This window comes from Paenibacillus castaneae, from assembly GCF_002884445.1.
Lineage (GTDB): Bacteria > Bacillota > Bacilli > Paenibacillales > Paenibacillaceae > Pristimantibacillus > Pristimantibacillus castaneae.
The window spans coordinates 2,003,454-2,026,873 of record NZ_KZ614144.1; the positions used below are offsets into that span (position 1 = coordinate 2,003,454).

Genomic DNA, 23,420 nt, shown 5'->3' on the forward strand with positions numbered 1-23,420 from the left:
ATTAGAGGGCAAGGAGGGGAACGATTGGGCAGAGAACTTGGAGCAAACAAAGTTGATTGTGTTGGTTCGGAGCAGCATATTGAGTCCAAGGGCTCGCCCATTATTCATGGCGGAAATCAAATCGAACAGATGACCCGTCTCAAGGCGGCCGATCCAAACAAGGCAGATCGAGAGCTCGTAGAACGAGCTCGCAGCGGGGACCAAGAAGCATTCAGCGAGCTTGTCCGTACGCATCGTGCACAAGCTTATGGCTGGGCGAACAAGATTACGCGCGATGCACATCTGGCGGAAGATATTGTTCAGGATGCACTCATTCGAGCATTTCTACATCTCGGCACCTTAGTGGACACGAGTCGGTTTCTTCCGTGGCTGCAGCGGATCATTCGCAATCAAGCGTATATGAATCTTCGTCGGGGCGGGCAATACGGCAAAGAACAGCCATTTACTGGTTTCAGTTCCGCAAGTGCTGCGACAGTGGATCGTTTCAGAGAAGACAGTCAATCGATGGACTGGGGAGATATCGACCGCATCCTGTTCAGATTATCCCATTCTGCTGATGAAGAGGCTAAACAAAGCAGTGATCCTATGAGAAATCTTCTTCGCCGTGAATTGATGGAAAATCTTCACTCGTTGCTGCACTGTTTGAGTAGACGGGAGAGGCAAATTTTCGAAGCGCATTTCTTCGGAGAGTTGTCCCCGGCAGAAATCGCTGAATTGTTCGAAACGACGACTGCGAACGTATATAACCTCCTGTCCCGATCTCGAGCAAAAGTACAAAAGGAACGAATTCGCGTTACGATCTCCATTTATGTACAGCATCGTGCAGAGATTGGCTTGAAACGAGTTAATATTTTGCGTGCTCCGCAAATGTAGTGGGTAACCAGCCTTCCCTCGAACCTATTTCTAATACGGAGGTCAGCTATGAACGAAATGAAAAGCAAGGACTGGACCAAGACGTGGACGACTGCCGCCGCTGCAATTCACGGCGCACTCGACTATACGGACAAAAAGCATTACTCATTGGTGGATGTCATGGGGATAACGGGGCATGCTTTCCGAATGAACATCGACCCCGAACAAATTGATGTCGCTGGACCAACTATGTTCCCTGGCGGTTACCTGATCAGACGCAATTTATGCAATCTAGGATTTATTAGTAATTTGTCCGATACGGAAAAGCCCTTTACACCGGAAAAAGTGGAGAAGGTGATGGCATTGATTCAGCAGTCCATCGATAAGGGAATACCAGCCATCTCTTTTGACCTTTTCATACCGGAATTTGGGCTTATTTACGGGTACGATGATGAGAAACAAGTATTTCATGCTAAGGATGTTTCCAAGGAGGGAACTATCTCGTATACGGACTTCGTGGAGAATCGGAACATGCTCTGGGTAACGACGATCAATGAAAGTCTCCCGCATTCCAAGTATGAAGTACTTCGCATGGCGCTCGATATGATCGTTGATCATACGAGAGGAAGAGAATGGCAGCATATTTTTCAAGGTAAATATATGATCGGCCTTGCTGGTTATGATGCATGGATCGCCTGTTTGGAGCGGCGTGCTGTCGACCCATTCGGCAATGCTTATAATATTGCGGTAGTCAGTGATGCGCGTGAATATGCGGCGCAGTTTTTGCGTGAGCTAGTGATCCATTGGAGCGGAGAAAATGTTGTTGAACGAACCGTACGTAGCTTGGCAGCCAAAGCGGCAGCGCATTATGAGAAAACGGCAGCTGCTTTGATCGGAATAAGGGAGATGTTCCCTTTCCCGCAAGGCGGTCAGCCAGATGATCCAGCTACAGCCGTCCGTGCAGTAGAACTGCTGCGAGCAGCGAAAGAGACTGAAGGGCAAGGGATTGAAGTTTTGGAACGCCTCCTTGATTTTATGAAAGCCTATTGGTCTGAGAAGTGGATTAATTGAATGGACGAATCAAGTTATATTTCAAGATGGATTTCGAAAAAGAGATGGACTGGAATTAGGTGAAATTGTCACAGTACTCCGTACATGTGGAGTGTCTAATATTGATGATCTTAAATAATAGATGAGATGTGACAGATTCGCTCAATTAGATTGATATAATGATTGCGTACACTTAGGACACGGCAGCATTTCAATAGCCCTTGTTTTTATGCTCAGGACAATGGTAAAATTATATGGGAACATGGGTTCGCTTTTTTTATTTATTGTGTGTGTATTTTCCAAAGGTTAGGGGGAAGAGGCGTGGTTGGAATTGTTGAAAAAGAGCAAAGTTCGGTTATTGGAAAATTAGGAAAGGGGTTTGCTGATGAAGCTCCCCAATGGATACGACCATTATGGCAAGAAGCTAACAGTAACTTTATTGCGATAATCAACCTCGCCCTCCATTATCATGTGCAAGTGGCTTCCGTTTGTTTCGGTAAGGAGCTGATGGGTACATGATCCAATTGACGAACCGCCAGGCACGACAGTTTCTGTTATTGAAGCACGGGCTGTTGGGCAAATATCAATTTACCGGAAAGCAGGGAGTATTGGATTTTGTGAGGCAGGTTGGTTGTATTCAATACGATCCCATCGATGTTTGCGGAAAAAACGCCGAACTAGTGCTGCAGTCTCGAATTAGAGGATTTACCAAGAACATGCTCGACGAGTTGCTGTATAAAGATAGATTCCTGGTTGATTATCCCGACAAGAATCTGGCTATTATCCCTGTCGAGGACTGGCCGTACTTTGAGCGGTACAGGCAGGCTGCAAGGCAACATGCCAAGCGCTATCCCGAAATGGAAGCGTTGGCAGATCAAGTGCTGGCTCACATCCAAAATCACGGTGTGCTAAGTTCGAAGGATCTAAAATTGGATGGAAATTTCAATTGGCAATCGGTCATCCACTGGAGCAGCGGTAACAATTCATCCCGGTCGGTGCTGGAGCAGATGTACTCGACAGGCGAGTTGATTATTCATCACAAAAAAGGAACGCGTAAATATTACGATATCGCCGGGAAGTACATACAGCCAAATCTGCTGAATGCGCCGGAGCCGTTGAAGGGCGAGCTTGAGCATCATAAGTGGCGGGTACTGCGTCGAATCGGCGCTGTTGGCCTTTTATGGAATCGCGCATCCGATGCCTGGCTGAATATATGGGGATTGAGAGCGGAGCAGCGCAACGAGGTGTTCCGCCAACTGTTGCAAGAAGCTCGCATTGTTGCTGTTGCCGTGGAACAAATGAAGGATACACTGTACTGCCGCGCGGAGGATTTGCCGCTTGTTGAAGTCGTCCTGCAAAATCCGACGCCGAAATTTCGCTGCGAGCTGATTGCCCCGCTAGATAATTTCATATGGGATAGAAAACTGATCAACGAATTGTTTGGATTCGATTACACTTGGGAGATTTATACGCCTGCAATCAAACGGAAGTTCGGCTATTATGTGCTGCCTCTATTATACGGAGAAAGCCTCATTGGACGAGCTGAGGTAATTGCGGAGCGAAAAGCCGGGACACTTGTTGTTAAAAACATTTGGTACGAGTGCGGCATAAAGCCAACAAAGCAATTGCGAACAGCCTTAGACAATTGTTTCCAAAATTTTGCATTATTCAACGGATGCAAGACGATTTCGACAGAGTCTTTGAACTGATATTTCCAGTTCCCTGGTACCATTTGCCGACGAGGTGCGGATACGTCAGAAATTCTCGAACTGCTCGCTTGATGGAATCTATGTAAGGCTATGCCGACCGTTTGGCGGTTTTATTTTTGGGAAATGGTGCAACGCTAGGCACTCCACGCATTGGAGTATGTTTGTTCCTTGATCTATAAGGGTTTTGAGTAAGTGAAGAGCATAGCTCGGGGAAATGGGGAAGCGATATTCATTGCTTCCCTATTTTAATTTAAATGACTAGTTAGGAAGCGGTCATAGTATCTATCCAAATCGTTTCCTCTTTCTCAAAATCTAGCCTATTACTTCATTTACACATAATTCTTGACCCTATCAAATGCAGTGGGATAGTATTAAATTACACAACCTCTCATAATTTCACATAATATCTTCATTTTGTCATGCGAGGTTGTCAATTTTTCTGAATGCTGGCCATGGACCAGTACCAAATCGCTTTAGCGGTAGGATATAAAAGGAGGTGATCGATACCGAGTAAATCGAACAAGGCCGACTACAAAAATAACGGGTCTCGTTACCACCACTACAATTTAAACGGCTGAGCAGGTTTATTGCAAATGGAGGTAAGATTTATCGAGGAAAAAAAGTTGAAAATTGAAGGAGACTAAAAGCATGAGATCTTCTAATCGTTTTATTTCAATGTTCCTAGTTGCAATGATGTCACTTACCTTATTTGATATGAATTTTGTGTTCGCTGACGAGGACATACCTAATAATAATGAAATCATAGATACTAATTATACCGCTATGGCGAACGGCGAGGCGAAGAAGACTACTTCAAATTTAATTACACTGGTCTTTGAAGAACCGGTACCGGGATTAGTGGAGAGCGACATCACCATCTCAGCCGGTACCGCCAATGCGACAAAAGGAACATTGACCGTGGTGGACGGATCGAACGACACCCAATACAACCTTGGGATCAGCGGGGTTACCATAGAAGGCACCGTCAATCTCAAGATTGCTAAGGACGGTGTGGATGACGCGGAAAAGATCGTTGACATCCACAGGATCCCGATCACCTTTAACGTGGCAAACATTGGTGGCACAGCGTTCTTGAGCAACAGCACCGCCATAAGGCTGACCTTCAACACAGCCGTATCAAATCTGTTGGCGGATGACATCATTCTCAGCAACGGCACCCCCTCCGCGGTATCAAACTACGCAGCCTCCTCGGCGGAGAAGGGCTCTTTGACGAAGGTAAGCGACACTGTATACGAGCTTGCGCTCATCAACATTACCAGAACCGGTACGCTCGGTGTCCAGATCGATAATATAGGAATAGAAACCAATAAGAAGAATGTGATCATCAACGCAAAGGTCGATAAGACAGCTCTGCAACCCACACCGCCCCGCAGTATTTTTCCGCAGGATATCACTAAATTGCCCAAGTCGCCGGGGTTGAACGACCTGTTTACGTTCCTGGATCCCGACGCCGGCACAAATGGCCGAGTAGAAACCAATGCTGATTGGTTGGAGCGCAGGGGAGAACTCAAAGACGAGATTCAGTACTACTACTATGGCAGAAAGTACCCGACACCCAAGAGCGCCATCACGGTGAATACCGAGACTAACCAAATCAATGTCACCATAAATGACAACGACAGAACCGTGAAAGCAAGCCTTGGCAGCATCACCGTTCCTTCGGGTACTGCGCCTGAAGGCGGCTGGCCGGTCATCATCGCCTTTGGTTTCGGCCAGACGGCAAAGGCGACCGAAAACGGCTATGCCGTGATCAGTGTCTCTAACTGGGGCGGAAGCAGAACCGGAAACTACTATAACCTCTACCCATTTAACCCCTACGAGTATGATTTCAACACTGGATCGATAATGACGGCGGCGTGGACTGTCTCCCGTATCATTGACGCAATGGAGATTAGCGGCGCCAAAGCTATAGACGGTATAAATCAATGGAATATCAACCCGTATAAGTCCATTACAACAGGCGTATCCATAAACGGTAAATATGCTCTGATGGCGGCAGCCATGGACGACCGTGTCGGCGCGGCGGCACCCGTAGACAGCGGACAGTCCGGTGTATCGAGCTTCCGTTACAATGCCGAAGGCAAACTGTTCTATTACAACTCACCGCTAGACCGCATCTATCGCAGGAACCAGAAAGGCCTCAACAGCATCCAGTACTCCGGCGAATCATTCTGGATGGGCCTTGGAACAGCGGCTGGATTTCACCGCCAGACGGATATGGATTATTTGCCGTTCGATGCGCATGCCGTTGAAGCTCTGATGGCACCAAGACCGCTCATCGCGTTTACCGCAGATAACAACTTCGACTGGACGACTCCGCCGGCTTCCGTAATGGCGATGAGTGCCGCAAAGGAAGTCTACGAGTTCCTGGACAGTGATAACATTGCCGTTCGTGTGCGCGATGGCGCCCACGCAATCCAGGATAGAGACGTTCCGTTCATGATTGCCATAATGGACAAGGAATTCAGCGGTAAGCCGCTGGAAGTCAGGGATCTTTACCCGAATAGCAACCCGCCGAGCTATGGAATAGGCACTTACGACAAAATCTCTGACATGATGATTTCTCCCTACGACGTCGACAGTTCCTACATCCGTTGGTCTCGCCCGGGCAAGTACACGCTATGGACCGAAAACGAGATTGTCTCCGAAGGCACTCCCGCGACAATCAAGGTCCACTCTGACGATACGAAGGTTAAACTAACGATTCTGGATGCGAATAACAAGCCGACTGAGTCCACATGGACTGCCGATGTTGTCAACGGCACAGCGGTGTTTAACCTGACGGATGAGCAAGTCAAGATCGGGCGTTACGAAATTACGACCGTTGGTACTGCTAAGGACAGCAAGACTGTATACTTCCAAGGCATCGACTTAGCAACCGCACTGCGCCACGGCACCGCTAGAAATGATAACGGCGCGGCCGTAATGTATGGCTTTACCAGCAAGATCAATAAGGATCTGGTAGAAGTCTACGCGGACGGCAACAGGCTGACTCAATCCTTCCAGGAGGACACGGAACAGGCCTGGATTCTCAATTACGGCGTAACGACCAACCCTAATGAGAATAACCGCATATTGAATAATGCTTTCAATGTAGTAACGCTGAAAAAGCTGCAGATGGAGGCTATGCCCGGCAGCACGTTTGAGATTTCCATTGACAAGTCTAAGCTGGCGAACAATCAGGAAACTGTCAGTTGGAACGCATCGGCAGCGGTACAGAAGATCGGTCCTCAGCCGAACTGGCCGCCGTATCCCAACAACCTGACGGATGTTGGAACCCGTCCCTTGCTCCCAGTGACAACGACCAACTTTAGTGCTGAAATCGCTTTCAGTTTGAACGACATGGTTGTTCTGACTGCCGGCGATACGCTGGAGATTACATTCGACGAGCCTATGTACAAGGGCGATTTCGGCATCGGCTTTGATTTCTCCGACGACTTCACGCTCAAGTGGGCAGAGGACAACAAATCAGTCGAAGTGACATTCAACAATGTCACCAAAAATAAAAGCGAAGCTTGCAACATATACATCATGCGTCTGAGAGACGCCGCTGGCAATATGATCGCGGCTCCCATACACCATTCGTTCACCCTCATGCAAACTACACCTGATGCACCAACTAATGTCTCTGCGAAAGCGGAAAGCAGCAGCGATATTGAGATTAGTTGGACAGCTTCGGAGAACGCAACGGGATACAACGTTTATCGTTCCGATTCTGCTGACGGCAGTTACAGCAAAGTCAATACGCAGTTGATTACCGAAACCAAGTTCCAGAACAGTGATTTGTCGGCATCAACTACTTATTACTACAAGGTCGCAGCTGTCAACGATGCTGGCGAATCCGTACTATCCGCTGCAGCGCAAGCAACAACGAATAGTGTGAACACCGGCCCGGTTACTCCGCCAACATCTCCACCTACTGGATCTGATGAATTAAAGGCAGAAGTGGATTCAAGCGGTAATGCAAAAGCTCCGGTTAAAGCCGAACATGTGAAAAAGGCGCTGTCCGAAGCGAAGGCTGGAACCATGAAGCTAGTAGTTACTGGTGTCGAGAATGCCAAGCAGGTTACAGTCTCTATACCGACAGATCAAGTGAATGTCGTCAAAGAAGCAGGCATTAAACATATTGAGATTTCTTTCGGACTCGCGTCTGTACAGTTGCCTGTAGCATTAATCGATGGTGCCGCAGGCAATGCCAATGTTGAATTGAGCGTAGCTACAGTGGACAACAGCACGCTGTCCGAAGCTGCACGCGCATTAGTAGGTTCGAACACGGTTTATGACTTCAACCTAAGTGTTGGCGGTCAGAAGATTACTGATTTTGGTCAAGGTCAACAGGTGAAAGTTGGGGTACCTTACACGCTGAAGCCTGGCGAGAGCCCAGATCAAATCGTGATCTACTACTTGGCGGACGATGGCAATCTTGAAATCATCAAGAATGGCCGTTATAACAAGGATACTGGCAAGGTAGAATTCAACGCGAAGCACTTTAGCAAATATGCTGCCATCGCCAATTCGGTTAAATTCAACGATACGAAAGCAATCGTATGGGCGAGCGACAGTATTGATGGACTGGCTGCACGCGGCATAGTAAGCGGTGTGACGAAGGATTCGTTCACACCTAGCAATTCGGTAACGAGAGCCGAGTTCATCCAAATGTTAATGCTTACGCTTGACCTAACCCAAGTGAACGCAACAAGCACCTTCTCGGATATCAAGCAAGGTGAATGGTATTACAAGTCGGTTGCTTCAGCTCAGCAGCTTGGTATCGTGTCCGGCCTGACTGATGGCTCGTTTGGTGTCAGCAATAAAATTACTCGTCAAGAGATGGCTGCAATGACATACCGCGCTATTCAGAAAGCAGGAATTACACTGAAAGATGAGCAAGGGGCGGCAGCCTTCAATGACGCGCAAGACATTGCAAGCTACGCTAATGAAGCGGTGACAGCTATGCATAAAGCTGGCATCATCAATGGCGTCGGCAACGACAATTTCGATCCTAAGGGAACGGCTACTCGCGCTCAAGCGGCAGTCATCCTGTATCAATTGTTAATGAAGTCTCTGTAATATCTAATTGCACTACTGAAACAAGTAGAGGGCCCTGCAGACTATATAGTCTGCAGGGCCCTCTACTTGAGTTGATAAGAAAGTATAAGTTTCACACATTAACTCGTTTCGCATCAATTCCGCCAGTGAAAGTTTTCTTTAGAATCGTTTCTGGTATAATATTGGTAGGTAAAAGGATAAATATGAAGTTTGGCTTAGTTATTGGTGAAATGTCAATTGATGTTGTTAGGAAATATTGAGAAAAGTAAATGCTTCCGATGCGAGTTTTGCTAGACGAAGGTTCTAAGATGTAACGCTCGCAAAACTTTTAGGAGGAATGAAAATGTCCTATACTGTTGATTTTAAAAATGTATCTACGGTTGGTTTAGAGTCTTCGCCTGTAGCAGAAGCGCTTGCTGGTTTACGTGCTAATGAAGCCCGTTACTTTATGAACAAATACAAGCATGAATTTACGGTTGTACCTGCTAGCGAAAGTCAGGAAAGTCTTCATTATGTGAACCGAATTTTGAAGGAACGTGATATCGAGTTTGTGGCAAAACCTTTAGAAACATCGCGTTTTCAAGTGGAAAACATCCAATTTACCTACGTCTTTTATGAGGATGGTCTTTCGGTCAATGTCATGTATACGGTTGATGACCCTAAGAAGCGGGCCGTTGGTTTTAAGCTTTCTGAGGGAATGGAAGTACCAAAGGAGCTAGAAGAGAAATTTAAATTTGCTAGGCAAAAGTCAAAACTAGCTGGAACAATTCGGGGCTCGTATTTCGTAATTAAAGGACAATATTAAAGTAGAGAGCTAGCTAGGAATTAACATTTTAAGAGCCGCATTTACCCGCCAGTAAAAGCCCAAACGTATTGTACGCTTGGGCTTTTATATTAGATTGGCTACTCCCGGCTTCATCTCACGTTCGAGCGTGAAGAGTTCTCGTTGCAATATACGTTTCAGGTCCTTTATTGATTTCAGTAAGCTTGGAATTGATGGAAAAAATTTTTGCATTGATATTTGTTATGCCAAAGCCAGCTAATCTGCTTGTGTGCATAACGTTATATTTTTCAGCCGTTTCTTTTGTTTCGAACAAATAAATTCCGCCGGCTTCATTTTTTTCGGAACATTCTGTCCAGATTTTCCATATGAAGCCATCTTCTTCGTTGATGCTTTTTGCTAAATCAGTAAACGCCTCGGCCATTTCATCTCCGAACGGTCCATTCATTTTAAAATCCACTTGTAATACGTACGCCATGATGGTCACTCTCCTTCGCTTATTTAGTAGTCGTAAAATACAATTCTCCTAATATTTCGTTCACTTGATAACGATCTGTTGAAAGCTCTTGTTCAATAAAAGATTTAACCTCTGATTGTTCAACATCATACATTACTTCAATTTCTTTGGAGAAAAGAAGTTTTTCTTTTTCAAGAAAGCTAGAAAGGGAAGGGAGTGGCTTGGGTTTTAATTCTTCGAGATTTAGAACTTTTTTCAAACCGTTAACATAGTATTCCAACGGACGGCTGCCAACAATTTTTACGCCTTTATTTTCCTCATTGGTCATAATAATGGTCGGAAAGCCTCGGACACCCAAGCTTCTAGCTAGATCAAAATCTTCATTCAACAATTGATGACCGACCTGTTGTTCAGCTTCATTTATAACAGCTTCTCCATCAAGGCTGAGTTTATTTACGATTTCAATCATAACGGATTTATCGGAAATATTTTGATTAAATGCGAACAGTGCTTCTCTTGAACGGCGCAAATATTCTGCTGCTGTTGCATCATCATGATTTTTTTGAATTACCTTAAATACACGAGAGGGCGGGTAGGATGATTGAACTGGATTATTAATCATTACAGTTCCATCAATTGGCATTCTTGAATATTCACCAACTTCTCTCCAGTGAACAGCAACATCAGCTGGTTTATTAATTCCGTTTGCAGGATCGATTGGTCCGTCATGCCATTTTTCAAGCAAACCACCCATAACCGTATGAAAGTTAAAATAGTTTCCATACTGCTCTACAAAACGACGAAGAACAGGTTCAAGTGCCCAGCAATGAGAACAAATAGGATCGGTCACATAATAAAGATTAACTATTTTTTGGGATCGATTAAAATCAATAACTTCCATTTCCTCCTCTCCAGATACTCCGCATACACCTGTTTTTAAATCACAAACCATATTATTATTGTTCGTCATTATATTTTCCTCATTTCACTTAATACATATTTATTTGCCTGCAATTGAATTTTAAATCATAATAAAACTCATCAACACCAATAAATGTGTGGATTTGTCGTTTATACAACATAATTAAGAACTTGTTTAAAAAGTGGGAGGTTAACAACATGAAGGAATCAAAGACGGACCCTCGAGTTCTACGTACTCGCAAATCAATTATGGATTCTTTCATTGAACTTTCAGCGAAGAAGGAATTTAAGGATATTACCATTAAGGATATAACTACAGAAGCGATGATTAATCGTGCAACTTTTTATTATCATTTTGAAGATATATATGATTTATTAGAAAAGGTACTATCAGAAGTATTGTTAGTTAATTTGAATTTTGATTTTTACCAAAATGACGAACTAAATGAAGAAACCTTCGTTAGTATCTTCAAAGCTGTAACAGATTTTCAAAAGTCATTATCCTATCGTTGCCATAGAGGTTATGAAGATACCATTGCCCGTATTATCAGGGAACAGCTCGAAGTTATTTTTCACAAAATGTTGTTAAAGCAACATAAAACTGAAAAGGATGAGGCTCTAAAAATTACTGCTGTCCTATTAAGTTGGGGAATTTATGGAGCTTCTGTGGAATGGAGAAGAGACAGTAAGAAAATACCGCCAGAACAATTTATTAAATTAGCAATTCCTTATATACTGACAGGAATCGATAGAATTTAAGGGGATCGAAAAGATAAGAATAGGAACTAATCATATAGAACATAGGAGGATGACATGTCCTGGAGCAAAATGAAGCAGCAACTGGAGAGTTTTCTCAGTCCTGCGTTATATGGAAGGGTCGAATACCGTGCAACCGGTTACCGTTATTTGCCTGATAAAGCTGGACTTTGTTATATATCGGTAGATAAAAAGAACGTACTCAATATGAGTGATACAACTACATTAATCAGATGGTATCAGACGGAACTGGAAATTAAGAATGATTCAGATATCCAAATACCCATCAATAATGAAGAAATTGAAGCGGTCAGAAAAGATACCAAGGGGATCGTCCCGGAGGAACGTCTACAAGTAATTGCAAGGAGCAGAAAAATATCAGCATATGCAAAGGAGCTTCTGTCAGTACAGTCATCATTAAGTAAATCAAATTTTGTCGTTGTAGCTAATAAGTTTTTATCCAGTTCTATAGAGGAAAGCATAGAGAGCAATGATATTTTATTGAATATTTTAGCTTTGGTGGACAGACGAGTTGGCAAAAAGCGAATTATGAACATGACCGAGAAGATGAAGTTAAAGCATCCAATTGTGCAGTATTTTTATGAACTACGGCTAAGTACGTTATGAAAATAAATAACTCATACACCTCCAATCGCGTGAATGGTACTAAAAAGTCAGTATTCTTGCAAGTGGCACAGAATACTGACTTTTATTAGTAATTACGGTGAACCGTATCATAAGTAAATGATGTTTTTGCTTACTTTAATAATCTCCTTTAATTACAAAAAACGATTCCCGAATATTTCCAGCAAGCGCTTCTCGATAATCTCACCAATGTCAAACCATACCCTACGAAATGCTTTTCCTAGGTGGGGATATCAAGGTTAGGGAAGTGCCAGTTAAAACCCAAATAATTTGGAGTATGTCTAAAGGTTAGTAAAGAATATAGGGGTACATCTTTAATTTGTTAAGTTGTAATGTATGCGCTTACTTACTATAATTTACTAGTACAAGGCAGAAATTGTCTTGTGATTATATTTGAAAACCATTTCTCTCGGCTAGGAGGTGACAGTCGTAATTCACGGAATATGACACAGTATAAGTTACGCACTGCAACGAGTCACAACAGACAAGTAGTATGCAGGTAAGTAGCGACAAATAAAAATATTTTGGGAGGTAGATTATGTTTAAATTTAATAAGAGGATCTTAACGGTACTTGTTGCAGCTTCATTGAGTTTTAGCTTGTTTGCAGCAACCTCAAATGCAGCGACAGACTATTGGCAAAATTGGACCGATGGCGGTGGGACAGTAAAAGCTACGAATGGTTCTGGCGGCAATTACAGTGTTACATGGACAAACAGCGGAAATTTTGTTATAGGTAAAGGTTGGAATACCGGATCAGCATCTCGCACAATCAACTACAATGCCGGCGTCTGGGCGCCGTCTGGCAATGGGTATTTGACTCTCTATGGGTGGACGAGAAACTCACTCATTGAATACTACGTCGTTGACAGCTGGGGTACTTATAGACCTACTGGAACTTTTAAAGGCACCGTGACCAGTGATGGGGGCACATATGACATATATACGACTACGCGAACCAATGCACCTTCTATTGACGGCACTGCAACGTTCACCCAGTTCTGGAGTGTCCGTCAGTCGAAGAGAGCGACCGGAAGCAATGTCGCTATCACTTTTAGCAACCACGTTAACGCATGGAAGAGTAAAGGAATGAATCTGGGAAGCAGTTGGTCTTACCAGGTGTTAGCGACAGAGGGTTATCAAAGCAGTGGCAGCTCTAACGTAACGGTGTGGTAGCAGGTGGCCTGCAGCCGGGGAAACAGACGGGCGCTTGACCGTTTCCAGCAAATTAAGAAAAGCTTCTAATCTATGAAATTGCTAAGGCCTGCCGGTCTCACAGCCGGCGGCCTTATATATTTCATCAATAAATTTCCGACATCAACTGGAATATGACTTTTCTTATCCATTTAAAGGAGATATATCAATGAGAAAGCTATTGATTTTCCTTTTAATAGCCATAATAGCTATTGTCAGCGCTTGTTCGCAAGAAACGCCGGAAAACAATGAAAAGCCTAAGAAGAATGATAAGTTTGTATTAGTCAAAGGCGGGACTTTAATGAATACAAAGTCCAATTACTATGGAAAAAGTGTAACCATATCAAACTTTTATATCGGCAAATATGAGGTAACTCAAAAAGAGTGGATCGAGGTAATGGGAAGTAATCCCTCACAATTCAAAGACGATAATTTGCCTGTTGAAATGGTAAGCTGGTATGACGTTGTTGAGTATTGTAATAAAAGAAGTACAAAAGAGGGCTTAAATCTGTATTACAATATAGATAAAACTAAAAAAGATCCGAATAATAACAGTGATAACGATAATATAAAATGGACCGTAACAATCAATACGGAAGCCAATGGTTACCGATTGCCGACTGAAGCGGAGTGGGAATATGCTGCAGGCGGAGGTCAGATGAGCAAAAATTTCATATACAGCGGAAGCAATAATGCTGATGAAGTAGCATGGTATTGGCAAAATGCTGGAGATAAATACTTATCTGGAGAATGGAATTGGCCTATCATAGAAAACAACCATAATAAAACAAAAACGATCGGTTTAAAGAAATCCAACGAATTAGGACTTTATGATATGTCAGGAAATGTAAGGGAATGGTGCTGGGACTGGTACGGAGACTTGGATAGTAATAGCGGTTCTTACCGGATTGTGAAGGGCGGCGGTTGGATCGGCGGCGTCAGCAACAACGAATTATCTTTTCGGGGCAAGTTCGAGGCGAATGGCATTGGCCCTGATCAAGGTTTTCGTGTGAGTCGCAGCGAGTAAACGGGAACAAGCCAAACTAAACATAATCGAAAAAATCTACTGCTAGGCAAGCAGGTTATGATAATCATTTTTATTGAATACGACCTAAAATGAAACGCCCCCATATTTTAGACGTCTAAACAACATATTGTTGTTTCCGAGATGTTTAAGATGGGGGTGTTTTTGTGCATCCCTCTACATGACATTTGTCATATTAGATCATTCTTCTGATCACTACAGCTAAGCGAGGATAAAAAGTATGATTAGGTCAACAAAGAATGAACAAGAAAAGAGGAAATAACATGATTGTAGAAGTGAAGAACTTGATTAAACGTTATAAAGATGTGTTAGTCATCGATCATCTTCAATTATCGATTCAAGAGGGTAGTATTTTGGGCTTGCTGGGACCTAATGGTGCAGGAAAGACTACCACGATTCGTGTGTTAACCGGATTAACGGGTTACGAAGCAGGAGATATTCAAATGTTCGGAAAGCCTTTTGCATTGCATGAAATGGACATTAAACGACAAATCGGTATTGTACCTCAGGAAATTGCAATTTTTGAAGATATGCCTGCTTATGACAATGTACAATATTTTGCTCGGCTCTATGGCTTGCGTGGAAGTTTATTGAAGGAACGTGTGGAAGAAGCTCTAGCATTTACAGGGTTGCTCGATAAGGCGAAGTCACTCCCTAAGCATTTTTCCGGTGGGATGAAACGGAGATTAAATATCGCCTGTGCCATTGCACATCATCCAAAGCTCATCATTATGGATGAACCTACGGTAGGTATTGATCCGCATTCACGCAATCATATTATGGAATCTATTCGTGAATTGAACCGTCGAGGCTCAACCATTATTTATACCTCTCACTACATGGAGGAGATTGAGGAGCTGTGCTCTTCGATCGTCATCATGGATCATGGCAGGGTAATTGCGCAAGGAACGAAGGAAGAATTAAAAGCACTCGTTGCTACGGAAGAAAAGATTTTAATTGAATGCTCCAATCGTCATTATACGCTCGTGGACAATATTCGTCAGATTCCAGGGGTACGCCAGTGTGAACTGAATGGCGGAAAACTAACCGTTACATCGCAAAAAGAGTATAAAAACGTCAGTAAAATTATCGATTGCATGTCCCGTTTAGAAACGGAGATTGGTTCACTGTATGTGGAGAAGTCCACGTTAGAGGATGTATTCTTAACATTAACTGGGAGAAGGCTTCGCGATTGAATACCAATTGGTTCGAAGTGAGGGGGATCGTAATGAATATTGTACAAATTGCTCTGTTCACATGTAAACGTCATATTCGAGATTACAAAATGGTGATTGCATTAACGTTGTTTCCTGTACTCATCATCTTCATACTCGGTCAAGCGCTGGATAGCAGTCAAATGGCACCCAAGCAAATGAATAGCATCAAAGTTGGCTATTGGTTTGAAACACCGATTCCTGCTTTAGAAACGTTGCTGCATTCCAATTCATTGCAGGAGGTAGCCGAGGTTCAGGCATATCCATCCATGGATGAGGCTGTTCGAGACATCGATCAAGGAATCGTAGATTCGTTAGTTATTTATGAGAACGGTAAGGTTCAGGTCATTAGCAGCAATGAGAAATCAATGATTTATCCAATCATATCAAGCATGCTGCAGGCACAGAAGGTCGGGGAAATAACGAGTGACACTGTGAATGAGAACGCTGTACACGAAATGAATTTGTCAAAAGCCTATGTTAAGGACCAGATCATAGTAACGGAAGGGAAAGTACCTAGAGGGATCGATTACTATTCGGTGACCATGCTGTTTCAATGTTTGTTTTTTGGAACCATCCTAGCAGTTCTCTCGGTCATTCGTGATTCGCTCAATCGCACTAGTGAACGTTCGGCAACAGCTCCAATTACTAACTGGGAGTATGTGATGGGCAAGATGATAGGGAATGTTACCGTTTTGTTTATATTTGCGCTTTTCATTGTATTATTCACAAAATTTGTGTACGGTGCGAATTGGAATGGCAGCTGGTGGGTGATACTCGCGTCTATCTTATTGTATATTGTCATTGCGATTGGTTTCGGTCTATGTATTGCTTATTTAACACGTAATACGGGGGTATCATCGATTTTTGTCATGTTCGGAGCTATTTTCTTTTCTTTAAGCTCGGGTGGTTTCGCTCGAGAGGTTGGCCCAACATTAGAAAAGATCAGCTTATTTTCGCCAAACCATTATGCTCAGGAAGCGATATTCGATGCCGTCTACAGAGGCTCATCATTTGCTACATCCTCTTATGAAATCATAATCTTGGTGATAATGGCAGCGCTGATGATAGCATTGAGCTTGCTAGTGGGAAGGAGAGAATGGGCATGGTAGTATTTCACAACAATCTACAACGAATTTGGAACAATAAAATGCAGCTTGTTTTCGTATTATTATTTCCTATTGCTTTTATGTTTATGGGTACGGTTCAATCCAATCCAGGGATCAAGGTCGTGTTATTGGATAAGGACCAAACGGTACTTACGCAGTGGATGGTGAAAGATATTCAATCCAAGTTCAACGTCATTCCGATCGCTGACAAGGATGTGGAACAAGCGTTAATGGATTACAAGATCGATTATGCGGTCACGCTGCCTGCTGGATTTTCTGACGCCTTATTAACAAGCAACGCTATGCAAGCAGAGGCAATATCCATCCAAGAATCGAATCGATCTTTGCCTGTGCGCACGTATATTACGGATCTTATTCAACAATTGGATCGGCTAGGGAAGGCTGCTGGTGGAGACAGCAGTGTATTCCAGGCGAGTTTGGACGATTTGCAACAAGCAAGTCTTCAAATAGAGCAGCATGCTTCTGCTTCACATGGGCTGCATACCTCTCATACCGTGCTGGGCATGATGGCTGTTGCCTTATTGTATACGTCGTTTACATTTTCGTTCACGATGATCTCAAATCGAGATCGGGGTACGATGCAGCGGACGTTAGCTGCTCCCATACGCATAAAGAGCTACATGCTTCAGCACATGGGCAGTTCATTACTCGTGTGTTTAGTTCAAATAGGACTCTTTTTACTTGTTATGAAAGGCTTTGGTATATATTTAGGGGCTTCCTGGTTGTCCATCTATAGTTTGTTTGCGGTATTTTCACTGGTTTGCGTCTCATTTAGTATTTTTCTAAGCTCCATTTCAAAAAATGTGGTGCAGGTCGGTATTTTTGGTCTGCTCATCATTCAACCGATGTCTTTGATTGGTTCAGCTTATTTTCCCAGAGACTTCATTCCTGATATGCTGCAAAAAATTGCTCAATTTGTTCCATTATCTTGGCTTATGGATGGAGTAGACCATTTATTACAAGGTGACTCTCTCACTCAGCTAGTTCCTCAAATGGCGATGTTAGTATTATTTGCATGCATCTTTTTCCTCATTGGAGCATTGAAGAAAACCAATCTACCGGCATAAATTTGCCCATACAACAGAACCCTTTATCTGGTATACTGGTGGAAATGTGAAGAGCGGGGTTGAATATAGAGATGAAGATCATCGTGAAGTGCTGCTTAATGACTTTTGTGATCGTTAGTCTGATCGAACAGCAAGAGCATGTTTCACCTGTGCAGGTCGGATTAATTTTACTTTATATTTCGGCTCTGATTGTTAAAGAAAGATTCATAGATTCGATTTGGACGGATATCGGGATTTGGGGCTTAGCGATTGCAGGATGTTTTGCAGCGGAGCCGTTCACTGTTTTGCTAGCTGGAAGCGCCATGGATTTTGTATATCGGAAGTTCTATGGAGGTGTTATTCTGATAGCAGCTCCTTTCCTTTTTTGGAGTCAAGATGTTCGTTCGCTGAACACATACGGGCTATTAATTGCAATTTGTATAGGCTTTGCTTATGTGTTGCAGCTGCGTAAAAGAACGGAAGTCAACTTTACGACTGTATTAGATAATGAAAGGCGGCTTCGCTACGAACTTGAACAAGTGAAGGCGAAGCTGCTGAACTCCACTCATGAGATTGCCAAAATTGCAGAAATGAAGGAGCGGAATCGAATCGCTCGTGAGATTCACGATACGATTGGTCATAGCATTGCTGGAAACTTAATTTATTTGCAAGCAGCTTATAAACTGAGCGATGTCAATGAAAGCCAATCGAAGGCAATGCTCCAAAAATCAATTGACGGGTTAAGCGATGCTGTTACGATGCTGCGAAATACGGTTCATAATATTAAGCCTAATGAACAGCAAGGGATCGGATATTTGCAGCAAATTATCGACTATTTTCAATATGCAAACGTGTCCTTTCATTGTTCAAGCAATGTTCATGCATTACCTTCAGATCAATTTGTCATTTTAAGCTCAACGATCAAAGAGGCGTTAACGAATGCTTCGAAATATTCACAAGCTACAAAAATCGATATTGCCGTTGATATGAACGATTCTTTTACAAGGTTAGCTATTCAAGATAATGGTCTTGGGTGCTTGCATATACGAGAAGGGTTAGGCATTAGCGGAATGAAGGAACGCATTCAACATGCGGGAGGCAGCATTTCTATTTCTGGAGAAGATGGTTTTCGGATAGTTTGTATGATTCCTCGAACCGCAGAGGGAGGGAAAATATTTGAACGTGCTTATCGTGGATGATGATGCTTTGATCCGTGATGGACTGAAAGTGCTGTTGGAGCTGGAGGAGGATTTTACAGTAGTGGCTACCGCCTCAAATGGGCAGGAAGCTTATGAGCAATGTATGCGATTGCAGCCTGATTTAGTGTTAATGGATATCCGCATGCCCATAATGGATGGTGTGTTAGGTACCCAAAAGATTAAGGCGGCAGCACCCAACATCAAAATTGTTATTTTAACAACTTTTAAAGATGATGAATACATTAAAGAAGCCGTTCAAAGCGGCGCTGAAGGCTATATCCTCAAGAACCAATCCTCGGATAGTATTATTGAAAGCCTTAGGGCAGTAGGAAAAGGCAATATTGTATTTGAAAAAGAAGTGGCTGGATCGATTTCATCCATGATGCAGCACCGCAAGAAAAATGGATTAGCTGCATACGAACTGACTCAGCGAGAGTTAGATATACTAGCGCTTGTTGCCGAGGGTTTATCGAATAAAGAAATTGCACAGCAGCTGTTCTTAAGTGAAGGAACGACGCGAAATTATATTACGGCATTGCTTGAAAAGCTGCAATTACGAGATCGCACGCAACTTGCGATATTTTATTTGAAGAACAATTGTTAGGGGTTTGAACAAAAAGACGAAGATCGCCCATTGTGGCACTTCGTCTTTTTTGTTGTGATCTTGCTGACGGAGTAGAGAAACAGAAATTTTCGCATGAGAACGGTTTTATTGCGTACATATGGAGTACTGGCATGTTACCAAGGGTATTATTTCGTAAATAGGATAAATTAAAAATAAAATGTGGTGGTGAAACGAAATCGTGTTTTATTATTTAAAAAGATATCTAATCGGACGACCGTTGAAATCAACTGAGTTAGGCGAGCAGAAACTGAACAAAACGAAAGCACTTGCCATTCTTTCTTCTGATGCCTTATCATCCGTAGCGTATGGTCCTGAGCAGATTTTGATCGTCTTATTTACAGTGAGTGCCGCAGCGTTTTGGTATTCCATACCTATCGCTGTTGGAGTATTGATTTTATTATTAGCGCTTATAGCATCTTATAGGCAAATTATTTTTTCGTACCCTCATGGCGGCGGAGCTTACGTCGTGTCAAAGGAAAATCTCGGTCAATATCCAGGTCTAATCGCTGGCGGCTCCTTGCTGGTCGACTACATTTTAACGGTAGCAGTTAGCGTGTCTGCGGGTACAGATGCCTTAACGTCTGCTTTTCCAAGTTTACATGCGCATACGGTGCCCATTGCAATTGCATTTGTGATTTTTATAACTATATTGAACCTAAGAGGGGTAACGGAGTCTGCTTCCATTTTAGCCTATCCCGTTTATTTGTTTGTTGTAGCATTGTTCATATTGATTGGAGCAGGTTTATACAACATTGCATCCGGTCATGTTCCAACAAATTTACATGCGCCAATCGGTGCACCAGTAGCTGGGATTAGTTTGTTTCTACTTCTAAAAGCGTTTGCCTCCGGCAGTTCTGCTTTGACAGGAGTTGAAGCCATCTCGAATGCCATTCCGAACTTTAAAAAGCCTGCTCCGAATAACGCCGCCAAAACATTAGTAGCGATGGGCTCTTTATTGGCTTTGTTATTTAGCGGCATTGTATTTCTAGCTTTTTATTATGGAATTGCTCCCAGAGCGGAAGTTACGGTGGTCTCCCAAATAGCGGAACATACCTTTGGCAGGAATTTGATGTATTTCTTCATTCAAGGAACAACGAGTTTAATATTAATTCTTGCTGCTAACACAGGGTATTCTGCATTCCCTTTACTCGCCGTTAATCTCGCCAAAGATAAATTTATTCCAAGAATGTTCATGATTCGAGGAGACCGATTAGGATATTCGAACGGAATCATGATGCTTGGACTATTATCGATCATTTTAATTATTGCTTTTGAAGGGCAGACGGAACATCTCATTCCGCTTTATGCGATCGGTGTGTTTATTCCATTTACGCTGTCTCAAACGGGGATGGTGGTGAAATGGATTCGCGAAAAACCGAAAGGATGGGTTTCCAAGCTTATTATTAACACTACAGGTGCCTTGATCAGCTTTATCGTCTCCATGATGTTCTTTTTAACGAAGTTCCCACAAGTATGGTCAGTGTTAATTTTCTTGCCTTTAATCATTTTTCTCTTTCATCGAATCAGAAAGCACTACGAGGCAGTAGGCGACCAATTAGGGCTTGCAACCAGTGAGTCAGTTGTGAAGATTGAGGGTAATGTAATTATTCTTCCTGTGGCTGGTATTACTCATGTGGTTGAAAGGTCATTAAATTATGCAAACTCTCTTTCTCCTCACCAGGTAATTGCCGTTTACGTTTCCTTTGAGAAAGAGGATGAAACGGCATTTGTGGAAAAATGGAGCAAGTGGCACCCTGAGGTTAGGCTGGTATCTCTACATTCTCATTACAGAAGCATCATTCAGCCGCTATCCAAATTTATTGATACCGTTCAACGCAAGGCGAGTGAATCGAATTATCAGGTCACGGTTATTATCCCGCAATTCATTCCAAAGAAAGGCTGGCACAACATTCTGCATAACCAGTCCAGCTTTCTAATTCGTGCATATTTGCTGCATCGTAAAAATGTGATCGTAACTACGGTACCGTACCACTTAAAGAAATGAACGAATTCGGGAGTGAAAGGACATGTAGAACCACAGCTGCAAGCAGCTGTGGTTCTTGCTTTACTCGATTATTTCTTTTTCGACAGAAATTTGATTCAGAATGTTAAGTAATTGGACGCGCCTCTCTGCCGATAAAGACGTTAATACATTCTCTGCCGACTCGCTCATTGCTGCTCGGGCTTTAATAATAATAGGAGGAGCTATATCGGAAAGCTGCAAGAACGTAGCTCTCCTGTCATCAGGATCAGGAATGCGAACGAGTAAATTTTCTTGTTCCAAAGCATCAACAAATTGGGTAACGGTTCGTGGCTTAATCCCTAATTTAGTGGCAAGCTCACTCATCCGAATTTTGCCTGCTTCTGAAATAGCTACAAGAAATCGTAGTCGTGGTCCAGTCAAATAAGCCGGTATATCAAGACTGTTCAGATGCATTTCAAATTGAAGATGGAGCCTATGAGTAGTTCTGATTAATGTTTCCAATACAATGCCGGCTGGCGGGAATGACTCTGGGCCTGTTTTTTTTGAAGTGCTCATAAGAAACCTCCTTGACGATCAATTATTTATTGAGTAAACTCATATCATCAAATTAAATATTGTGTATACACAATATGTGTAAACATCATAATGCTATTTTACTCTAATTTTTGAATTGTGGAAAGAACATTCAAGGTAGAAGAGCTATACTAACGTGTTTCATAGTTACCTGATCGAAGCTTAAGGAGGAGAAATATATAATGATGAACAAAATGATGCAGGCAATCCGTTATCATCAATTCGGAGGAGCTGATGTCCTTCAGCTTGAACAGGTTCCGCGTCCAGAGCCTCAGGCAGGTGAAGTGCTAGTTAAGGTATATGCAGCTGGCGTTCTTCCTGTCGATTGGAAAATTCGCAAAGGATTGTTCCCTATGCCGGTGCAATTTCCCCATATTCCGGGTACGGCTCTGGCAGGTGTAGTCGAGGAAGTCGGATCAGGCGTTACACAATTCCAGAAAGGGCAGGCTGTATTCGGAAGAACTACGAAAGGAACCTATGCAGAATATACGACAGCCCCTGCAGAAGCGATTGCACATAAGCCCTTATCAATCAGCTTTGATGAGGCTGCAACCCTTTCTGGAGGTGCAACAACTGCATGGCGGGCTATTGTAATTGACGGCGTTGTGAAGGCTGGTGATCGTGTACTTGTACACGGCGCTGCCGGAGGTGTCGGTTTGTTCGCTATCCAATTCGCTAAGTGGAAGGGAGCGTATGTGATCGGTACTGCTGGACCTTCGAATGTTGATTTCATTCATTCCTTGGGTGCGGACACTGTGATTGATTATACGACTACCTCGTTCGAACAAGCCGTGCAAGATGTCGATCTTGTACTGGACACGATTGGCGGCGAGACGCTTGAACGTTCTTGGTCGGTCGTTAGACGAGGAGGAAGCTTGGTTTCAATAGCGGGACAGCCACCGCTAAATAAGGCGCAGGAGTTAGGCATAAGGGTGATGAGATCAAGTCTTGCTACTAATCATGACCTGGACCATATTGCAAAATTAATTGATGAAGGGATTGTAAAGACGTTTATCGAGAAGACATTTACTCTTAGTGATGCTCGCCAAGCCCATGAACATAGCCAAAGCGGACATGGACGGGGGCGTATTGTACTTCATATTGCCGATATGTAGAATAATGCACGCTGTTGGTTAGGAAAGGTGTATGGGCGGAAAACTTCCTTGATTGTCCA

At 43.1% G+C, this 23,420-nt stretch carries 21 protein-coding genes; 17 read left to right on the forward strand and 4 right to left on the reverse strand.

All coding sequences use genetic code 11. The features are described 5' to 3' along the window. Positions 1 to 24 precede the first annotated feature (24 nt). From CEF13_RS08550 to CEF13_RS08565, 4 genes are all read left to right on the forward strand, one after another. Positions 25 to 873, forward strand: a complete 849-nt coding sequence (locus CEF13_RS08550) for an RNA polymerase sigma factor (RefSeq protein WP_243864518.1) — start codon at positions 25 to 27, stop codon at positions 871 to 873. A gap of 48 nt (positions 874 to 921) precedes the next feature. Further along, positions 922 to 1,923: a hypothetical protein gene (locus CEF13_RS08555; protein WP_102710294.1), complete on the forward strand. Its 1,002-nt coding sequence runs from the start codon at positions 922 to 924 to the stop codon at positions 1,921 to 1,923. Positions 1,924 to 2,223: 300 nt separating this feature from the next. Then, the gene (locus tag CEF13_RS08560; protein WP_102710295.1) at positions 2,224 to 2,421 is read left to right on the forward strand and encodes a hypothetical protein; all 198 of its coding nucleotides are present in this window, start codon (positions 2,224 to 2,226) and stop codon (positions 2,419 to 2,421) included. Beyond that, positions 2,418 to 3,611, forward strand: coding sequence for a winged helix-turn-helix domain-containing protein (locus CEF13_RS08565; protein ID WP_102710296.1), 1,194 nt, complete (start codon positions 2,418 to 2,420; stop codon positions 3,609 to 3,611). Before CEF13_RS08560 ends, CEF13_RS08565 begins: the two co-directional genes overlap by 4 nt. A gap of 773 nt (positions 3,612 to 4,384) precedes the next feature. On the opposite strand, the gene CEF13_RS28735 is transcribed toward CEF13_RS08565, so the two are convergent. Then, positions 4,385 to 4,783 carry a hypothetical protein gene (locus tag CEF13_RS28735; RefSeq protein ID WP_166742802.1) on the reverse strand — a complete coding sequence of 133 codons (399 nt, stop codon included), beginning with the start codon at positions 4,781 to 4,783 and terminating at the stop codon, positions 4,385 to 4,387. Between the two features lie 421 nt (positions 4,784 to 5,204). On the opposite strand from CEF13_RS28735, the gene CEF13_RS08570 reads away from it, so the two are divergent. Together CEF13_RS08570 and CEF13_RS08575 are read left to right on the forward strand one after the other, a co-directional pair. Continuing rightward, positions 5,205 to 8,699 (forward strand): S-layer homology domain-containing protein, encoded by a 3,495-nt coding sequence (locus CEF13_RS08570; RefSeq protein ID WP_170067040.1) that lies wholly within the window; start codon positions 5,205 to 5,207, stop codon positions 8,697 to 8,699. Between the two features lie 322 nt (positions 8,700 to 9,021). Further along, positions 9,022 to 9,483 (forward strand): phage tail protein, encoded by a 462-nt coding sequence (locus CEF13_RS08575; protein WP_102710298.1) that lies wholly within the window; start codon positions 9,022 to 9,024, stop codon positions 9,481 to 9,483. 115 nt (positions 9,484 to 9,598) lie between these two features. On the opposite strand, the gene CEF13_RS08580 is transcribed toward CEF13_RS08575, so the two are convergent. Together CEF13_RS08580 and CEF13_RS08585 are read right to left on the reverse strand one after the other, a co-directional pair. Then, positions 9,599 to 9,937 carry a monooxygenase gene (locus CEF13_RS08580; protein ID WP_102710299.1) on the reverse strand — a complete coding sequence of 113 codons (339 nt, stop codon included), beginning with the start codon at positions 9,935 to 9,937 and terminating at the stop codon, positions 9,599 to 9,601. A gap of 19 nt (positions 9,938 to 9,956) precedes the next feature. Continuing rightward, on the reverse strand, positions 9,957 to 10,886 hold the full coding sequence (locus CEF13_RS08585; RefSeq protein ID WP_102710300.1) for a DsbA family protein: 930 nt from the start codon (positions 10,884 to 10,886) through the stop codon (positions 9,957 to 9,959). 149 nt (positions 10,887 to 11,035) lie between these two features. Between CEF13_RS08585 and CEF13_RS08590 the strand changes: the two genes are divergently transcribed. The 10 genes from CEF13_RS08590 to CEF13_RS08635 all read left to right on the forward strand — a co-directional run bounded on the left by CEF13_RS08590 (position 11,036) and on the right by CEF13_RS08635 (position 21,694). Beyond that, complete coding sequence (locus CEF13_RS08590) at positions 11,036 to 11,596, forward strand: TetR/AcrR family transcriptional regulator (protein ID WP_102710301.1); 561 nt, start codon at positions 11,036 to 11,038, stop codon at positions 11,594 to 11,596. 54 nt (positions 11,597 to 11,650) lie between these two features. Next, the gene (locus CEF13_RS08595) at positions 11,651 to 12,220 is read left to right on the forward strand and encodes an SF0329 family protein (protein WP_102710302.1); all 570 of its coding nucleotides are present in this window, start codon (positions 11,651 to 11,653) and stop codon (positions 12,218 to 12,220) included. A 556-nt stretch (positions 12,221 to 12,776) separates the two neighbouring features. Further along, positions 12,777 to 13,412 (forward strand): glycoside hydrolase family 11 protein, encoded by a 636-nt coding sequence (locus CEF13_RS08600; RefSeq protein WP_102710303.1) that lies wholly within the window; start codon positions 12,777 to 12,779, stop codon positions 13,410 to 13,412. A gap of 187 nt (positions 13,413 to 13,599) precedes the next feature. Then, a complete protein-coding gene (locus CEF13_RS08605; protein ID WP_102710304.1) occupies positions 13,600 to 14,457 on the forward strand; it encodes a formylglycine-generating enzyme family protein in 858 nt (285 codons plus the stop codon). Between the two features lie 281 nt (positions 14,458 to 14,738). Continuing rightward, positions 14,739 to 15,671 (forward strand): ABC transporter ATP-binding protein, encoded by a 933-nt coding sequence (locus CEF13_RS08610; protein WP_102710305.1) that lies wholly within the window; start codon positions 14,739 to 14,741, stop codon positions 15,669 to 15,671. 32 nt (positions 15,672 to 15,703) lie between these two features. Continuing rightward, positions 15,704 to 16,801 (forward strand): ABC transporter permease, encoded by a 1,098-nt coding sequence (locus CEF13_RS08615; protein WP_102710306.1) that lies wholly within the window; start codon positions 15,704 to 15,706, stop codon positions 16,799 to 16,801. Beyond that, positions 16,795 to 17,886, forward strand: a complete 1,092-nt coding sequence (locus CEF13_RS08620; protein WP_166742804.1) for an ABC transporter permease — start codon at positions 16,795 to 16,797, stop codon at positions 17,884 to 17,886. Before CEF13_RS08615 ends, CEF13_RS08620 begins: the two co-directional genes overlap by 7 nt. Before the next feature lie 71 nt (positions 17,887 to 17,957). Beyond that, entirely contained in the window at positions 17,958 to 19,064 is a 1,107-nt protein-coding gene (locus CEF13_RS08625; protein WP_102710308.1) for a sensor histidine kinase, read from the forward strand. Then, positions 19,048 to 19,668 carry a response regulator transcription factor gene (locus CEF13_RS08630; protein WP_341806306.1) on the forward strand — a complete coding sequence of 207 codons (621 nt, stop codon included), beginning with the start codon at positions 19,048 to 19,050 and terminating at the stop codon, positions 19,666 to 19,668. Before CEF13_RS08625 ends, CEF13_RS08630 begins: the two co-directional genes overlap by 17 nt. A gap of 199 nt (positions 19,669 to 19,867) precedes the next feature. Further along, positions 19,868 to 21,694 (forward strand): APC family permease, encoded by a 1,827-nt coding sequence (locus CEF13_RS08635; RefSeq protein ID WP_102710310.1) that lies wholly within the window; start codon positions 19,868 to 19,870, stop codon positions 21,692 to 21,694. Positions 21,695 to 21,754: 60 nt separating this feature from the next. Here the strand turns inward: CEF13_RS08635 and CEF13_RS08640 are convergent, their stop codons facing one another. After that, complete coding sequence (locus tag CEF13_RS08640; RefSeq protein ID WP_102710311.1) at positions 21,755 to 22,228, reverse strand: MarR family winged helix-turn-helix transcriptional regulator; 474 nt, start codon at positions 22,226 to 22,228, stop codon at positions 21,755 to 21,757. A 200-nt stretch (positions 22,229 to 22,428) separates the two neighbouring features. On the opposite strand from CEF13_RS08640, the gene CEF13_RS08645 reads away from it, so the two are divergent. Further along, positions 22,429 to 23,361, forward strand: coding sequence for an NADP-dependent oxidoreductase (locus tag CEF13_RS08645; RefSeq protein WP_243864519.1), 933 nt, complete (start codon positions 22,429 to 22,431; stop codon positions 23,359 to 23,361). The last annotated feature ends 59 nt before the right edge of the window (positions 23,362 to 23,420 follow it).

What these genes read in the sequence shown, in the direction of transcription:
- CEF13_RS08585 (WP_102710300.1), bottom strand. Translation starts at nt 10,886, where the DNA reads ATGACGAACAATAATAATATGGTTTGTGATTTAAAAACAGGTGTATGC.
- CEF13_RS08555 (WP_102710294.1), top strand. Translation starts at nt 922, where the DNA reads ATGAACGAAATGAAAAGCAAGGACTGGACCAAGACGTGGACGACTGCC.
- CEF13_RS08640 (WP_102710311.1), bottom strand. Translation starts at nt 22,228, where the DNA reads ATGAGCACTTCAAAAAAAACAGGCCCAGAGTCATTCCCGCCAGCCGGC.
- CEF13_RS08565 (WP_102710296.1), top strand. Translation starts at nt 2,418, where the DNA reads ATGATCCAATTGACGAACCGCCAGGCACGACAGTTTCTGTTATTGAAG.
- CEF13_RS08620 (WP_166742804.1), top strand. Translation starts at nt 16,795, where the DNA reads ATGGTAGTATTTCACAACAATCTACAACGAATTTGGAACAATAAAATG.
- CEF13_RS08580 (WP_102710299.1), bottom strand. Translation starts at nt 9,937, where the DNA reads ATGGCGTACGTATTACAAGTGGATTTTAAAATGAATGGACCGTTCGGA.
- CEF13_RS08600 (WP_102710303.1), top strand. Translation starts at nt 12,777, where the DNA reads ATGTTTAAATTTAATAAGAGGATCTTAACGGTACTTGTTGCAGCTTCA.
- CEF13_RS08645 (WP_243864519.1), top strand. Translation starts at nt 22,429, where the DNA reads ATGATGAACAAAATGATGCAGGCAATCCGTTATCATCAATTCGGAGGA.
- CEF13_RS08610 (WP_102710305.1), top strand. Translation starts at nt 14,739, where the DNA reads ATGATTGTAGAAGTGAAGAACTTGATTAAACGTTATAAAGATGTGTTA.
- CEF13_RS08590 (WP_102710301.1), top strand. Translation starts at nt 11,036, where the DNA reads ATGAAGGAATCAAAGACGGACCCTCGAGTTCTACGTACTCGCAAATCA.
- CEF13_RS08625 (WP_102710308.1), top strand. Translation starts at nt 17,958, where the DNA reads ATGAAGATCATCGTGAAGTGCTGCTTAATGACTTTTGTGATCGTTAGT.
- CEF13_RS08605 (WP_102710304.1), top strand. Translation starts at nt 13,600, where the DNA reads ATGAGAAAGCTATTGATTTTCCTTTTAATAGCCATAATAGCTATTGTC.
- CEF13_RS08615 (WP_102710306.1), top strand. Translation starts at nt 15,704, where the DNA reads ATGAATATTGTACAAATTGCTCTGTTCACATGTAAACGTCATATTCGA.
- CEF13_RS08575 (WP_102710298.1), top strand. Translation starts at nt 9,022, where the DNA reads ATGTCCTATACTGTTGATTTTAAAAATGTATCTACGGTTGGTTTAGAG.
- CEF13_RS08595 (WP_102710302.1), top strand. Translation starts at nt 11,651, where the DNA reads ATGTCCTGGAGCAAAATGAAGCAGCAACTGGAGAGTTTTCTCAGTCCT.